Origin of the sequence: Streptomyces odonnellii, from assembly GCF_000981895.1 — a bacterium.
Lineage (GTDB): Bacteria > Actinomycetota > Actinomycetes > Streptomycetales > Streptomycetaceae > Streptomyces > Streptomyces odonnellii.
In genome coordinates this window covers 37,407-52,832 of record NZ_LATD01000027.1, presented here as the reverse complement: position 1 = coordinate 52,832, position 15,426 = coordinate 37,407, and the positions used below count along the sequence as shown (strand labels likewise).

General features: G+C 66.1%; 13 protein-coding genes and 1 pseudogene. 9 read left to right on the top strand and 5 right to left on the bottom strand.

Annotation, left to right across the window (positions count from 1 at the left end):
- The first annotated feature begins 30 nt into the window (after positions 1–30).
- The 6 genes from WH07_RS04115 to WH07_RS04090 all read left to right on the top strand — a co-directional run bounded on the left by WH07_RS04115 (position 31) and on the right by WH07_RS04090 (position 6,015).
- Complete coding sequence (locus tag WH07_RS04115; protein ID WP_046495337.1) at positions 31–999, top strand: PDR/VanB family oxidoreductase; 969 nt, start codon at positions 31–33, stop codon at positions 997–999.
- A 345-nt stretch (positions 1,000–1,344) separates the two neighbouring features.
- A complete protein-coding gene (locus WH07_RS04110; protein ID WP_046495335.1) occupies positions 1,345–1,809 on the top strand; it encodes a MarR family winged helix-turn-helix transcriptional regulator in 465 nt (154 codons plus the stop codon).
- 127 nt (positions 1,810–1,936) lie between these two features.
- On the top strand, positions 1,937–2,758 hold the full coding sequence (locus WH07_RS04105; protein ID WP_157877209.1) for a VOC family protein: 822 nt from the start codon (positions 1,937–1,939) through the stop codon (positions 2,756–2,758).
- Positions 2,759–2,809: 51 nt separating this feature from the next.
- Positions 2,810–4,051 (top strand): CaiB/BaiF CoA transferase family protein, encoded by a 1,242-nt coding sequence (locus tag WH07_RS04100; RefSeq protein ID WP_052744237.1) that lies wholly within the window; start codon positions 2,810–2,812, stop codon positions 4,049–4,051.
- Entirely contained in the window at positions 4,048–5,307 is a 1,260-nt protein-coding gene (locus WH07_RS04095; protein WP_046495332.1) for a cytochrome P450, read from the top strand. Before WH07_RS04100 ends, WH07_RS04095 begins: the two co-directional genes overlap by 4 nt.
- A 189-nt stretch (positions 5,308–5,496) precedes the next feature.
- A complete protein-coding gene (locus WH07_RS04090; protein WP_269801345.1) occupies positions 5,497–6,015 on the top strand; it encodes a phenolic acid decarboxylase in 519 nt (172 codons plus the stop codon).
- 192 nt (positions 6,016–6,207) lie between these two features.
- On the opposite strand, the gene WH07_RS36060 is transcribed toward WH07_RS04090, so the two are convergent.
- The 3 genes from WH07_RS36060 to WH07_RS04075 form a co-directional block, all read right to left on the bottom strand.
- A complete protein-coding gene (locus tag WH07_RS36060) occupies positions 6,208–7,587 on the bottom strand; it encodes an MmgE/PrpD family protein (protein WP_079022926.1) in 1,380 nt (459 codons plus the stop codon).
- Between the two features lie 330 nt (positions 7,588–7,917).
- Positions 7,918–9,369, bottom strand: a complete 1,452-nt coding sequence (locus tag WH07_RS04080; RefSeq protein WP_052744235.1) for an aldehyde dehydrogenase family protein — start codon at positions 9,367–9,369, stop codon at positions 7,918–7,920.
- Positions 9,370–9,927: 558 nt separating this feature from the next.
- Positions 9,928–10,395 carry a hypothetical protein gene (locus WH07_RS04075; RefSeq protein ID WP_232788708.1) on the bottom strand — a complete coding sequence of 156 codons (468 nt, stop codon included), beginning with the start codon at positions 10,393–10,395 and terminating at the stop codon, positions 9,928–9,930.
- Positions 10,396–10,553: 158 nt separating this feature from the next.
- Here WH07_RS04075 and WH07_RS04070 point away from each other — a divergent pair, with 158 nt between their 5' ends.
- Both WH07_RS04070 and WH07_RS04065 read left to right on the top strand, forming a co-directional pair.
- A complete protein-coding gene (locus WH07_RS04070) occupies positions 10,554–11,396 on the top strand; it encodes an SDR family NAD(P)-dependent oxidoreductase (RefSeq protein ID WP_046495330.1) in 843 nt (280 codons plus the stop codon).
- Positions 11,397–11,576: 180 nt separating this feature from the next.
- Positions 11,577–12,332 carry an SDR family NAD(P)-dependent oxidoreductase gene (locus WH07_RS04065; protein WP_046495328.1) on the top strand — a complete coding sequence of 252 codons (756 nt, stop codon included), beginning with the start codon at positions 11,577–11,579 and terminating at the stop codon, positions 12,330–12,332.
- A gap of 155 nt (positions 12,333–12,487) precedes the next feature.
- On the opposite strand, the pseudogene WH07_RS42305 reads toward WH07_RS04065, so the two are convergent.
- Positions 12,488–12,838: pseudogene (locus tag WH07_RS42305) on the bottom strand (IS701 family transposase); the annotation flags it as partial.
- Between the two features lie 336 nt (positions 12,839–13,174).
- Positions 13,175–13,648 (bottom strand): MarR family winged helix-turn-helix transcriptional regulator, encoded by a 474-nt coding sequence (locus tag WH07_RS04055; protein WP_052744232.1) that lies wholly within the window; start codon positions 13,646–13,648, stop codon positions 13,175–13,177.
- Positions 13,649–13,771: 123 nt separating this feature from the next.
- On the opposite strand from WH07_RS04055, the gene WH07_RS04050 reads away from it, so the two are divergent.
- The gene (locus WH07_RS04050) at positions 13,772–15,187 is read left to right on the top strand and encodes an MFS transporter (protein ID WP_198533714.1); all 1,416 of its coding nucleotides are present in this window, start codon (positions 13,772–13,774) and stop codon (positions 15,185–15,187) included.
- The last annotated feature ends 239 nt before the right edge of the window (positions 15,188–15,426 follow it).

Sequence of the window (15,426 nt, the reverse complement as noted above, 5' to 3'; positions counted from 1 at the left end):
GGACCCCCGTCAGAAGTTCCAGGAGCTGATATGGCAGACACCACCGGCGACGCGTGGCTCAAACTGCGCGTGCGCGACCGGGGAGAAGTCGCCCAGGACGTGCTCCAGTTGGATCTGGAGCCGGTCGGAGGCGGCCCCCTGCCGACGTGGGACCCCGGAGCCCACATCGAGATCCGGCTGCCCTCAGGACTGACCCGTCAGTACTCACTGTGCGGTCCCCCGGAGTCAACCGGCAGCTATTCCATCTGTGTGCTGCGCGAGTCCGCGGGCCGGGGTGGTTCCGCCGAGGTCCACCGCGACCTGCAGCCCGGCATGGATGTCGATGCACGCCCACCTCGCAACCACTTCCCCCTCGCCGACGCCGACGCGTACCTTCTGATCGCGGGCGGCATCGGCATCACCCCACTCAAATCGATGGCCGAGTCGCTGGAACGGCGGGGTGCTTCCTGGCGACTCGTCTACGGGGGACGCAGCATCGGCTCGATGGCATTCGTCGAGGAGCTCAAGAACCTCGGCGGTGACCGGGTCCAGATCGTTCCCCAGGACGCCGACGGACTGATCGACGTAACGGCCCTCATCGGCTCCGTTGGACAGGACACGCATGTGTACTGTTGTGGACCCTCCGGGCTTCTGGACACTGTCACGGAGGCATGCCGCGACCATGGCATAGCCGACCGTGTGCACTTCGAGCGATTCAGTGCCCCCGAAACGACATCGTCCCAGGCCGACGCCTCCACGTTCGATGTGGAACTCCGAGTATCTGAGGTAACACTTCGCGTACCTGCGGAACAGAGCATCCTCGAAGTGGTCCAGGCCGTCCGCAGCGACATCAACTTCTCATGCCAGGAAGGCTACTGCGGCAGCTGCGAGACTCGGGTACTTGAGGGGCAACCGGACCACAGGGGCACCCTCATGTCCCCCGAGGAGCACGACGAAGAAGGCACCATGCTGATCTGCGTGGGGCGCTCCCGCACTCCCCGGCTGGTCCTCGACTTGTAGCCGCGGTGCCCAAGCGCGCCAGACACCACGTCCCGACCGCCAAAAAACACAGGCTGCCTGTTGACCATTGCACCTGGCCCGCCTTACGGTTTCGCATCTTGACCACCTTCAAGGGACTCGCCATGCACGTCGCTCCCCTCAATGCTCCGGTCGGCGCAGAACTGTGCGGGGCAGATCCCACCAGGCCACTGTCCGCGGACCAGATCGTCACGCTCCGCAGGACGTTCCCACCACTACCGCAACGGAGACCTCGTCGTGCGGGACAACTACAGCGTCCAGCGGCTGAGCCGGTGAACCATGGCGCTCCCCGTTCGTGAACCCGTCGCACCTGCGATCCTGTCGGCTATGGGTGCAGAGCAGGATGTGGCGGCGCTCGCGGCAGCGATCCGCGACGCGGCAGGACAACTCATCCGGCGCGTCCGGCAGGAGAGCGGAACCACCCTGACCTGGTCCCAAAGCGCCCTGCTGAGCGGCCTGGCCCGACACGGACAGGCCACCGCCAGCGAACTGGCCGCCGAAAACGGCCTACGCCCCCAAACCGTCTGGTCCAGCCTCACCACCCTCGAACAACGCGGCCTCGTCACCCGTGAACGCGATGCCACCGACCGCCGCAACGTCCACGCATCCCTCACCGACCAGGGCCGCGCCGAACTCACCGCAGACCGCACCACCCGCGAGGCTTGGATCGCAAGCGTGCTGGAAGACGACTTCACACCTGAGGAACGAGCCCAGATCGCCGATGCCGTGCCCTTGATCGTCCGGCTCGCCCGCTTCGAAGAACCGCAACAGGAGCCTCCCGTGGCCCTCTGACGCCCCGGAGGGCTCGTCTCCTGCCCTTCCATATCCAGGAGAATATATGCATAGTAGTCATGTTTCATCGGTTGGGTTTCGTCCCCTGGAGTCAAAGATGCTCGTGTCTCGCCTCGGCTACATCACCTTGAACGTCGACGACCTGGCGGCCGCGGTTGAACTCTTCGAGGGCCCCGGTCAGCTACAGCTCAACGGCCGCTCGGAGAACCGGGCATTCCTTGGCGGTGCCGGCGAGCACCACTGGGTGGAGCTACGTCAGGATCCTTCGCGGCCGACGGGACTGCTGAAGATGGCCTTCGAGATCGACAAGGCGGCCGTCTTCGAGGACGTGGAAAAGGCCCTGGCCAGCGCGGGGGTGAACTTCGAACGCTCAAAGAACTTCCGGGAAGACTTCGTGCGGGAGGCCGTCCGGTTCGTCGACATGGACGGTACCGAGGTCGAGATCTTCCGCGGCATGGCCGGCATCGCAGGCGGTCAACAGCCGAAGTGGGCACAGCTGGAGCGTCTCCTGCACGTCGCCGTCTCGGCATCGGACTTCGATGCCGCTCTCGCTTTCTACAGCGACGTCCTGGGCTTTGGGGTCTCGGACTTCATCGAGGAAACCACGGCCTTCCTGCACGCGTCCGACGGCGCCCACCACTCGCTGGTCCTGCAGCGGCGTCCTGGCGCGGCGCGCGTGGTCAACCACGTGTGTTTCCAGACCCAGAGCTTCGACGACGTGATGCGCGCCCGTGCCCTGGTCCGCCGTGCCGGGCTGGAGCTGCGGGACGACCTCATCCGACACGAGACGTCCGGGTCGATCGGGTTCTACTTCGAGGGGCTGCCGGAAGGGCTGGGAGTGGAGTTCTGCTTCGAGCACGGAACGGTCAACCCGGCAACACACGTCCCCAGGACGTTCGTGCGCACGATCCGGGCGAAGGACGTCTATGAGCCTCCGGCGGGATACTGAATGAACAGCGACCAAGTGACTGCTCATGCGTCGGCGCCACCGGATGGGAACGTGCGGGGCCCCCTCGACGGGCTGCGCGTTCTCGACCTGACCGGCACGATGTCGGGGCCCTTCTGCACACTGCTGCTGGCTCAACTCGGCGCCCGGGTCGACAAGGTCGAGCCTGCCACCGGTGACGTCGTCCGACACCTGACCCCTGGTCGGACGCCCGCGATGTCCCCGATCTTCCTCGCCCTCAACGCCGGCAAGCGCTCGATAGTGCTCGACTTCTCCCAGGAATCCGACCGCGAACTACTGATGAGTTCCCTGCCGTACTACGACGTGGTCGTACACAACATGCGGCCGCAGGCAGCAGGACGGCTGGGCCTCACGGCGGAGAAACTGGCCGAGGTCGGCTCCGAGGCGCTGTTGTGCGAACTGGTCGGGTTCGGACCAGGACCGTACGAGAGCCGGCCGGCCTACGACGACACGATCCAGGCGGCATCCGGTATGGCGTGGGTGCAGGGCAACGGGGGCGAACCGGCGTACGTCCGCACCGCGGTGGCCGACAAGACGGCGGGCATGTACGCCGCACTCGCGATCTGTGCGGAGCTGGCATCCCGAGCAAGAGGTGGGCAGCGCCGCACGGTCAAGATCCCCATGTTCGAAACGATGGTGGCCTTCGCCACCGTCGAGCAGCTCGGTGGTCTCACCTACCGGCCGGCTACCGGCCCGGCTCTGTACCCGAGGACCGCATCACCTCACCGCAGGCCCTTCTCCACTCGGGACGGCCACATCAGTCTGATGCTCTACACCGACCGGCACTGGGCGGCGTTCCTGCGCACAGTAGGCCGCGACGACCTCGTCACCGACCCGAAGTACGCCACACTTACCGGCCGGACGGCGAACATCGACGATGTCTACGCCTTGGTGGCTGCGGAACTCCGGCACCGGACCACAGCAGAGTGGCTCGAGATCCTCAATCGCATCGACGTGCCCCACGCTCCGGTGCGGTCACTCTCCGATCTGCTCGAGGACCCGCACCTGCTGTCGGCGGCGCTGTTCCGCGAGGAGGAGCATCCGACGGAGGGGGCTGTTCGATCGGTCCGCGCTCCGTTCCTGTTCGACGGCAGGCATCCCTCGGACCTGGCACCGGCCCCCACTTTGGGCCAGGACTCCGACGCCTTCCGGCGGACCCATCAGGGTGCCGCAGGCGGAGCCGGCCACCAGCCCGACATCGACGCCGCTCCGCTGGATGGGACGGGCCCGACCAGCGCTCGAGCGGCCAGCCCAACCGAGAGGGTTACATCATGAGCCTGAACAATACGTGGCAGCCCGAGACCTTCATCCAGCTCACCGAGTACCGTGAGGTCGAGGAGGTCCTGCGCCGAGGCCGGGATTTCGTCCTGACCGGCACGAAGGCCGAGTCCGATGAATTCGTCCACGGCACGCTCGTCGCCATCGACGGGCGTGAGCATCTTCAGCGCAGGCGCGCACTGATGAAGATGCTCACCCCGACACAGCCGTGGGGTGCCCAGGGGCACCTGTTGGACGAGGTCTTCGCCCACCACCTCGGTCATGTCAAGGAGACAGTGCCGCCGAGCGACGGAGCCTTCCGCTTCGACCTCATCGATTTCTGCCGCCGCATCGTCTGGCGCGTCACCGCAGCGTTCGTCGGCATCGACAACATCGACAGCGACGAGCAAGTGGAGCGGTTTCTGGAGCTGGCTGCCCCCATCCTGGGCAGCCTCATGGTCGAGTACGCTCCCGAAGGGGAGCGCGACAAGATCATCACCCGGGCCCGCGAGGCCCGTGAACAGGTACATGAGGAGATGTTCCTGCCCAGCATCAAACGGCGCAGGGCGCTTCTGCGTCGCGTGGCCCAAGAGGGTGGGACCATTGACGACCTCCCTGCCGACCTGCTCACCAGCATGCTCGCCGACGCCGGCGACGAGGAACCCGACCTCGAGCCCATCTTCCGGGAAGCGGTGGCTCTGCTGGCCGCTGCGGTGAACAACCCTGTCTCGCAAGCCGCCTGGGCGCTGGACGACATCCAGCAGTGGCTGGCGGCGCACCCCGAAGACTGGGCGCGCATCGGTGAGCGCGAGTTTTTGAACCTGGCGGTGAAGGAGACTCTCCGCTTGCACCGCTCTTCACGTCCCTATCTGGTCCGGATCGCTGTTTCCGACACGGTGCTGGAATCGACCGGCCGGTCCATTCCGGCCGGTTCGTGGGTCGCAAGCTGGCTCGGCGCCGCCAACCAGGATCGCACCGTCTTCGGCCAGAACGCCGACGCCTACGATCCGTACCGCAAGCCGCTCGACCCCAAGGTGGCACACTTCGGTGTGGCTTTCGGGGCCGGCCCGCATGTCTGTCTCGGCCGTCCGATGCTCTTGTGGGAGCAGGGCAGCGAGGAGGCCCAGGGCATCCAGACGAAGCTACTGCGGCTCCTCCTGCAAAGCGGCTTCCGTCAAGACCCCAAGGGCATCCATGAACTGGTGGGCGTGGAGGGCGGTCGGCGTTTCGCACGGTACGACGTCCTCGTGCCGGTAGAGGCGTCGGAAAGCTGACAGCAGCGGTGGCTGTCCCTAGGGTGTGCGTCTGCGGCTCGGCCGCGGAACCGATACGCGGTGACCGTCAAGAGGCGAGTGCGCAGCACCGCACGGCGCAGGGGTCCTATGAGTCGGCCCAACTCGGTCGCGGTGTCCATGATCCCAGCAAGCAAGAGTTTTGAAGCAAAACTATTTTGGAGGCACTCCGTGACTACCGTGACTGATCCTGTTCCGCCGCAGGACCTCTCTGGCATTGTGGGATACCGCTTGGTGTACACCTACGCCACCGGCTGGCAGTACGAGATGTACGTGAAGAACGACCACACCATCGACTACCGCGTCCACTCCGGAATGGTCGGCGGTCGCTGGGTGAAGGGCCAGGAAGTCGACCTGGTCCAGCTCGACGAGGACAGCTACAAAGTTTCCTGGAACGAACCCACCGGCACCTCCGTGGTGGTCAACGTCATGCCGGGCAAGCGTCGCGTGCACGGAGTCATCTTTTTCCCGCGCTGGGTGCGGGAGAACGGCGGTCGCACCGTCTGCTTCCAGAACGACCACCTCGACGAGATGCGCGCCTACCGCGACGCGGGACCGACCTACCCCATCGATGTCGTCCCCAAGTTCGCCACGATCACCCTGTTCGAACACATCGGCACCGATGATGAGTCCGCCGTCTCCGTCGCTCCCGGCGACCTCCCCGCCGGCTGGGCCGACCGCACCAACTGAGCACCCGAAGGCTCCCGGCTGCCTCGGACTTCGCGGAAGTCGAGCGGCAGGAGGCCCTGCCCTTTCCGTGCAACTGCCGGCGGGCCCAACTCGCTTACTTTGCCGTGTGGTTGTCTCACCGGCTCGCAGCGCCAGGGGACTACGGCCAGCGGCCGATGGCCGTAGTCCGGTGCCTGGTCGCGGTCCCCCTCGTCATCCGCTCAGCAGCGCGGTCAACGGCTTCAGTCCCTCCAGCTTGGGCAGATCGGCGGCGAGAGCAATGAGAGCGTCGGCCTGCTGTGGATCAAGGATGTCTTCGACGTTGCTGCGGAACTTCGCCAGGACCTGTTCGTCGCTTGCAGGGTTGACGGTGTGCCCCGGGAAGCCGCGCTCGTAGTGGTGGTACTCCGTACCGTCCAGAAGCGTGATCGTGACGTCGCTACTGAAGATCGGGTCCCCCTCAGGGACGGGCATCAGGTACGGCGCAACAAGGTCGGCCACCGCCACGATCCCCGGATCGGTGTAACTGGAGCGGTCGAAGTAGTCGGCGACACGGTTGCTGCGCCGCACCAGCCGGAGCGCGATGCTGTACGCCAGGCTGAACTGCGCGGAGATCGCGTCATGCGGATGCACGATGGACGCCCCGTGCCCGAAGGAGAGTTCATCAAGGCCGACACGGATCGACCGCACATCACGCCAGTCGATGTCGTGGTCGTCGACGAGCCGTGCGACTGCCGCTATCGGTGAATGGATCGTGCACACGGCAGGGAAGAGCCGGAACATTGTGTCGCGGATCTGCCACTTGCCCCAGCCCTCTTCAAGCCGGGCGACTGAGGTCTCGTGTGCGAAAACCGCGAAGAGGCCGCGGTGGCCCTCGAAGATGGTTGCCGGGCCGGTGTATCCCGCCTGTGCAAGCAGGGCGGCCTCGCTGCCGAGCCGAGCCGCGGATCCCGCGTGCAGCCGCTTGACCTCGCCGCCACTGCGGTCGTACTCCATGGTTCCGCCAGCGTCGCTTCCGGCGATACCGAAGGCGTTACACAGCTGGGCCGCGTCCAGGCCGAGGAGGCGGCCCGCCGTTGCTGCGGCGCCGTAGACACCAAGAACCTTCGAGATATGCCACCCGGCATCCTGCATGCCCGGCATGGCCACCGCACCGAGCAGGGACATGACCTGCTGGCCGGCCACAATCGCGGTCACGATGTCGCGCCCCGTGCTGCCGTGTTGCTCGCCGAACGCGATCGCGGTCGAGATGACGGTCGATGTGGCGTGCGCGGCGCGCATATGAGCGTCGTCGAACTCGCAACTGTGGCCCATCGTCCCGTTGACGTACGCGGCGTGAGGAGCGGTGGTACGCCATGCGGCGCCGGTGACAGTGCAGTCCGGTGCTCCTGCAAGCCTTTCGGCCACCGCACGAACCGGCGCGACGTTCGGTAGCGTCGAGCCGCGAATCTGCAGGCCGAGTTGGTCGAGAACGAGCCGGCAGGCGGTCTCGACAACGTCCTCCGGTATGTCGTCGAAGTTCACATCGACCACCCACTCGGCAAGTCGGGCGGCGACCGTCGACGTGGAGGCATGCTCTATGGAACCAGGCATGAGCTCAGGGGCTTTCGTCGGGAACGGATTGAACAGACTTCGCGAGCAGGTCGACCGGCCAAGCTTTGCGATCGGGCCTAGGGTCTTTCGTTTGGATCTGGCTGGATCAGGGAGCGGCGTCTGGTGGAGGGGGTACCTCCCGTGCCGTTCAGGCTACGGGGGCGGATCGCAAGGCGGAGGATGGAGCCATGGCGAAGCCCTGGTGACTGACGGCAACGCGGCGAGACGCGGCCCGCCGCGGCAGCGGCTGATGTCACAGCGGGCACGCGAGCCCAGCAAGATCCAAACAAGAGGCTCTAGCAGTAACCGCTACGGGCTGGCCTGCCAATGTCAGTCTTCCGCGCCGCTGAGGAGGATCTGGACGCTCTTTGTGCGCGACATCTCGCGGTAGCCGTCGATTCCGTTGACTCGGCCGTAGCCGCTGTGGCCGTAACCCCCGAATGGGAAGGCTGCGTCACCCCGGCGATAGTGGTTCACCCAGACGGTCCCCGCCTTCAGCGCGCGGGACACCCGGTGCGCCCGGTTGAGGTCCCGGGTCCACACGCCGGCCGCCAGGCCGTACGGTGTCGCGTTGTTGAGTCTGATCGCCTCTTCCTCAGTGTCGAAGGGCACCACGGACAGGACTGGCCCGAAGATCTCCTCGGAGAAGACGGACATCTCCGGTGTGACATCGGTGAAGACCACCGGCGGGAAGAAGAAGGTGCCCTCCTCCGCCTGCGTGCGTCCGCCCTTCCTCAGCGTTGCCCCGTCAGCAAGACCACGATCGACGAAAGACTGCACTCGCTGTACCTGGTCGCTCGTACACAGGGGCCCCATGTCCGTATCGGGCTGGGAGGGGTCACCAAGACGCAGGCCGGCCAACCGCTCAACGACGCGCTTGACCACTTCGTCGTGAATGGAGCGATGGACCAGCACACGCGTGCCAGCGACGCAGCTCTGCCCACCGGCGCTTGTGAAGCCGGCTGCCACCGCAGCAGCCGCCTGCTCGACGTCGGCATCCGGGAACACCAGATTGGCCGACTTCCCGCCAAGCTCCATGACCGCCGGAACAAGACGCCGGGCGGCCTGTGCGGCGACGATCCGTCCCGCCTCGGGCCCACCCGTCAGCGTCAGCTTGTCGACGCCCGGGTGCTCGCACAACGCCTGACCCACGATCGGGCCCAGTCCGGTTACGACATTGACCACTCCTGCCGGGAAACCGACCTCATGAACGACTCGCGCGAACTCGAGCAACGAGCACGGCGCAAGTTCGGACGGCTTGACGACGATCGTGTTCCCGGCCGCCAGCGCCATGCTTGCCATCTGAGCCAGCAACACGCCGGGCGTGTTCCAGGGCGTCTGAATGCCAACCACGCCATAGGGCTCACGTTCAGTCAGGCTGAGCACTGCGGGGTCGTTGCCATACGGGACCTGCCCCGCTGCCGTTTCGGCCACGGCCGCGGCATAGCGATACCAGCCGGGGACGGCACGGTTCATGGCCAGTTCTTCGTTGATGACCTTGCCGTTGTCGCGGCTTTCGATCTCAGCGATCGTGTCGGCCTCATCTGCCAGGGCGTCGGCAAGGCGCGTCAGCAGCTTCGCGCGCACCTTCGGATTGCGGCTCCACTCGGGGTCGGCCGACGCCCGCACAGCAGCGGACACCGCTGCATCGACGTCGGCGGCCGTTCCCGCGGGTACGGTGGCCCACACTTCGCGGGTGTAGGGGTTGATCGACTCGATGACTTCCCCTGATGCCGAGGATCGCCATGCGCCGTCCACGTACATCTCGAAGTTTCTGATCACCGCGCGTCCCTTCGCTTCGAACAGCCCTAAACTATGTGCATAGTAGCAAGAATATCTAGATGGACGACAGAGTGGCCTCCGGGGCGGGCCGCGGCCACCGAGGGATGGGGGGCGGCCCGGCGAGGTGAGCAGCCCCTGTTCGAACGCCGCCCAGATCACACAGCCGGCGCTACGGAGGTCCGGCTCCGGGCGACAGCCGAGCGCGGCAACAGTCGGCGAGCAGCGATCCGCTGTCGCCACTCAGCCGGTAGCGACCCACATCAGATCGTGGCTTGCCTCGCTCGGCGATGCTCGCCAAGGCGCGGAGGATACCGGAGGACCGTAGCCGGGCCTGAACAGCTCCGCCTTCTTCGTCACGATGCTCGCCGCCTTCCGGATCGCCGCACCGTTCCTCTCGACACCCGATGAGGCCGCCGCACCTCATGCGGCCAGAAGTCTCTGCCCGGCCACTTGCGAACCTTATAAACATAGCCATAATAGATATCATTCAGTGAACCATCGGTCATCCAGGAGTCACCGTGAGTCCGCCCAGACGGGACACTCCCTCACACCGCATCGTCACAACGCCGCAGCGCGGGCCAGCGTGCCAGCCATCAAGGCGGCCAGCACAGTCCGCAGAGCGGGAGCGAAGCCCATGCGCAGTTGAGCCAGGGAAGGGTCGGCGTCGTAGGCGTCGAGCATGGCAGCGGACGGGCGGGCATGGGTCCACACTGCGCCAGCCACCATCACAGCCTGAGCACAGAACGCCGCCGCGCCGTCGCCCAGTTCGGGGAGCCAACGGCGCACCAGTGCAGCCATGACATCAACGTTGCCGATTGCCGTCCGCTTCCAGTGGCCGGCCCCTTCGGCGGAGACGTTGCGCTCCAACACGCCAGCCTGGGCACTGAAGAGGTCACACAGGACTCGGCGCCCCTCCAACGATCGGACAAGGACGCCGGCAAGCCGATCACCGCGCCCCTCAACGGGAGCGTCCGGGTCGATTTCGGGAGCAAGCAACTCAGGCAGATCACCGCCTCCGGAGCTCACGCTGCTCCTCGCTGCAAGCACGTTGAAAGGTCGACATCCCCCCAGGTTACAGACCTACGGTCTTTTGACATTAGACCGGCGGTGCCTTACGTTCTCCGCAAGAGCCCACTGGTCTGTTAATGACCTCGGGGCAACCTCCCTCAGAGATGGAAATCCTCATGTCCAAGGTCTGGTTTGTCACTGGCAGCTCGCGTGGTCTGGGCCGCGCCATCGTCGAGACGGCTCTTGAGGCCGGCGACCAGGTGATCGCCACTGCCCGTAAGCCCGCCCAGCTCGACGACCTCGTCGCCCGCTACGGTGACCGCATCCGCGCCGTCGCCCTCGACGTCAACGACCACGAGAACGTCCTCCAGGCCGTGCAGCAGGGTGCGGAAGCCTTCGGCCGCCTCGATGTCGTGGTCAACAACGCCGGCTACGGCAATCTCGCCGCTGTCGAAGACATGACGGTCGACGACTTCCGCGCTCAGGTCGACACCAACTTCTTCGGCGTCGTATTGGTCACCAAGGCCGTCCTGCCCATCCTGCGTCAGCAGGGCTCAGGACACATCATCCAGGTCTCCTCGGTCGGCGGCAGGATCGGTTCCGTGGGCCTGTCCGCCTACCAGAGCGCGAAGTGGGCCGTCGGCGGCTTCTCCACCGTCCTCTCCCAGGAGGTCGCCCCACTGGGCATCAAGGTCACTGTCATTGAGCCGGGTGGCATGCGCACCGACTGGGCCGGATCGTCCATGAGTATTCCGCCGGTCAGCGAGCCCTACCAGGCCACCGTCGGCGCCTTCGCGGACATGCTCAGGAACGCCTCTGGCGTAGAGGCCTCCGACCCGGCCAAGGTCGCCCAGGTGGTTCACGAGATCGCCGGTAGCGAGGACGCCCCGCTGCGGCTCCTGATCGGTGCAGACGCCTACCAGTACGCGACGGGCTTTGCGCAGGCCCTCGCCAACACTGACGCGGAGTGGCGGAACGTGAGTGAGTCCGTCTCCGCCGGAGCGGATCAGGGGCAGTAGACCGGTCTCACCCGCGCCGCGCAGCCGTCCACCGAACCGTTCCTTGTCCTTCAGCTCACGCTGAAGGAGATCCTTGATCCATCGAGCGGTCGCACAGTCATCAGCCATACCCAGAGCTCCTGGGCTCCGCTGATCGTACGAATGATCATTTCGAACCCACCCGAAAGGTAGGGCACAGCCATGTCTCGAGACAAGGAATTCGAGAACAAGGTCGCCATCATCACCGGTGCCGGCTCCGGCATGGGCGCGGCCACCGCCATTCTTCTCGCCGAGCGCGGTGCCAAGGTGACCCTGGTGGGTCGCCGCGAAACGCCGCTGCACGAGGTGGCGGCCGCCGTCACCAAGGCCGGCAGTGAGGCCATCTCCATCCCCGCGGACGTGTCCGACGCTGACGCCATGCAGCGTGCCGTCACAGCCACCGTGGATCGCTTCGGCGCCCTGCACTACGCGGTCAACAATGCGGGCATAAGCAGCGAGCACCGCGACCTGCCCGACCTGCCCAACGACGTGTGGGACAACACGATCGCCACCAATCTGTCCTCCATCTATTACGGCATGAAGGCTGAGCTGCCTGCTATCGAAGCCTCTGGCGGTGGGGCGATCGTCAACGTCTCCAGTGTCTACGCCGACCGCGGCCTGCCGTTCCGGGCCGCCTACTCGGCATCCAAGCACGGTATCCGCGGCATCACTCGTTCCGCTGCCAACGACTGGGCCGCTCGCGGAGTTCGGATCAACGAGCTCCAGCCCGGCGTCATCGCCACCCCGATGCTCGACGCCGCAACCCAGCAGGAGACGGAAGCGACCGCGGCCGTCATCGCCGCCAAGCGCCTGGGGGAACCGCGGGAGATCGCCACGGCAGTCGCCTTCCTTCTGTCGGACGACGCCTCGTACATCACTGGCGCCCACCTGGCCGTTGATGGCGGCTTCCTCACCTGATACCGGCGCTTGGCCGATTCGTGATGCTTCCTTCGGCGCCCCACTCCCCCACGTGCCCGACGCGCCGCTCGAGCGTTTCTTCTCCGCGCTGAACCAGTAGGGCTTGGTCAGGTTCGTATGGGGGTGGGTATGTCGCAATGACAGGTGGGGCAGGTGCCGTTCCAGGTGTGGCCTTCGAAGTGGGCCAATTCCAGGGCCTGTTTCACCTCACAGTGGTCGTACTCGATGCGCCAGCGGCGCTTGGCCAGCCGCACCAGCGTGGCCAGCGGCATCTCGGAAGGCAGGCTGGAGAGCCAGAACTGCACCGGCCCCGGCTCGTCAGCGGACCATTCGGCCAACAGACAGCGCTCGCGCCGTTCCACATCGCCGCCCGCCTTGCGGATGCGCAGGGCGACGCAGCGGGAGTACGTGCGCCTGAAGCCGCCACGGCCCCTGCCCGGTCGGGAGCCCTGCCGCCAGGACATCGGCCGGGCAGCTGTCGGGCCTGCCACGATGACCAGGTCCTTCGCGTGCGCCGATGAGCGACGGGCGGTCATGGAACTGCTGGCGGCGGCAAGGCAATCGGCGGTGTTCTCGCAGAGCTGGCTGATGCCCCGGGCCCACGGCGCGATGTGGCTCGGCAGCCTGCGTAACCATCGCGATACTCGCCGCCTCACCAGCCATCGCAAACGTCCGACCGTTACGGAGCGCGGCAAGGCCGGCTACGCGGTCCGGGATAGAGGATCAGCCTCTCAAGAGAGCGGGACGGCCGGGCATACTTCGACAAACAACGATCCGCCCCGAAGACGGCTTTAGGGCAAAGGCACGCGGACGCCCACGCATGGGGGCGTCCGCATTCGCCTTCAGCTCCTGCGTTCAGCAAGCCGGTTGATGATGTGGATGGCCGCCTCGATCGTCTCACGCTCCGTCTCGGTCACGTCATCACGGAGTGCAGAGGCAAGCCAGGCGTCTCGGGTCGCCCTCATTTCGCGGCTGACTTCCTCCCCCTCCGGGGTCGCGATGAGCAGCACCTTGCGCCCGTCCTCAGGGTCCCGTTCGGTGCGCACGAGACCGTCCTTGCGCAGCGCCGTAAGGATCTCGGACATCGACTGCTGACGCACGTTCTCCGCCTTGGCCAGCTCGCTCGCCGTCACCGGACCGTTCTCGATGATGCGGGTCAGTGTGGCCAGCTGAGCCCAACTCCAGCGTCCCGTCGACCGGCCGGCCCGAGAACTGGTCTCGGTTCGCAGACGCGCCCTCAGCCTTGTCATGGCCAATGCCAGATCGGACGCCAGGGTGGACGCCCGGGCTGCAGCGCCCTTCTCCTCAATGCTCATAAACGCAAAGTTACCGGCGGCCGCGCCTACTCCGCCGAGGTATATACACAGGCTACCTGTTCAGATAACCTGTGCACTGTCTGAAAGGTCTGCCGACGGTCCCGTGAAAGGATCTGTGACCTCGTGAGCACCACCGGCGCACTTGAGAAGCCAGCAGATGCACCACCGGCCGAATCGCCCTTCACCTGGAGATTCGTAACGCCCCTGCTGATGGGATCCACCCTCAACCCGATCAACAGCAGCATCATCGCCACGGCGCTGGTCCCGATCGCCCACGCCTTCGACATCTCCATCGGCCGTACCACCATCCTCGTCGCGGCCCTGTACGTGGCCAGCGCGATCGCCCAGCCCACGATGGGCAAGCTCGCCGCCCGCTTCGGTGCCCGTCGTGTATTCCTCACCGGCATCCTCCTGGTCCTGGCCGGCGGCATCATCGGCAGCATCGCGACGAACCTGATGACGCTGACCGTGGCCCGCGTCATCATCGGCGTGGGCACATCCGCCGGATATCCCAGTGCCATGCTTCTGATCCGGGCCCGAGCGGACCAGGCGGGCATGAACGCCCCGGGCAGCGTGCTCGGCAACCTGACCCTGGCCGCCCAGATCACAGCCGCTCTCGGTCTGCCCCTCGGCGGGCTGCTGGTCGGGGCAGCCGGCTGGCAGGTCACCTTCGCGATCAATATCCCGCTCGCTCTCACCACACTGGCCATGGCCTGGCGCTGGATACCCAAGGACACGCCCGGTGGAACACCACGCAGGCTGCAGGCCGTCGCCTCGGACGTCGACCCGGCCGGACTGCTCCTGTTCGGCGGGGCGTTCAGCGCACTGCTCGTCTTTCTGATGGGCCTCCAGCACCCGAACTGGATCACCTTGAGTGTCGCCCCCGTCCTGTTCGCAGCCCTGATCGGCTGGGAACGGCAGGCCACGACCCCCCTGATCGATGTCCGCATGCTGGTAGCCAACCGGCCCCTCGGCTTCACCTACCTCCGCACGGTCGTCAGCATGTTCGGCGCTTACTGCCTGATGTACGGGCTCACCCAGTGGCTCCAGGAAGGCAAGGGCTTGTCCGCCATCGTCACGGGAATCGTCATGCTGCCGATATCGGCGGTCGCAGTTGTCGTCTCGCGACCGGTCTCCCGGCGGAACCTGATACGCCTCCCGCTGATCGCCTCCTCGGTGATTGCCCTCGGGGTGGGCTTCGCCCTGCGTTGGACGAACATCTACACACCGCTGGTGCCGATCACCATCATCATGATCGCCTTCGGCTTCAGCTTCGCGCTGGCTGCTCTCGGCAACCAAGCGGCCCTGTACGCCCAAGCCCCCGTCAACCAGATCGGCACTGCGGCTGGGCTCCTTCGCACCTTCACCTACACGGGCGCGATTCTCTCCTCCAGCCTCATCAGTCTCACCTACGCACACGGGGTCACCACGGCTGGCCTGCACACCATCGCGAACCTCCTGGTCGCGACCAGTCTCGTAGGCGCCGTCCTGGCTGTTGCCGACCGCCGCCTTCCGCATCGAATCCCCTCCGGGACCTGATCAGGCGGTGCCTGGGCTACGACAGCGTCCAGCGCTCCGCCGAGCGTGCGGTAGCCGAGCGCCTCGCCCCGCTCCTCCGGATCTCGTCGCCGCCGCTGCACAGAAAGGGAGGCGGGGAGGCCCGCTGCCTCCATTTTCGAACGGCAGGCTCAGCCATATGCGATATAGCCCTGCGGCGGTGCCTCTTTGGTAGCAGCATGAAGGTATCAGTGCTGGTCGGCGTGCGATGGACACCGTGC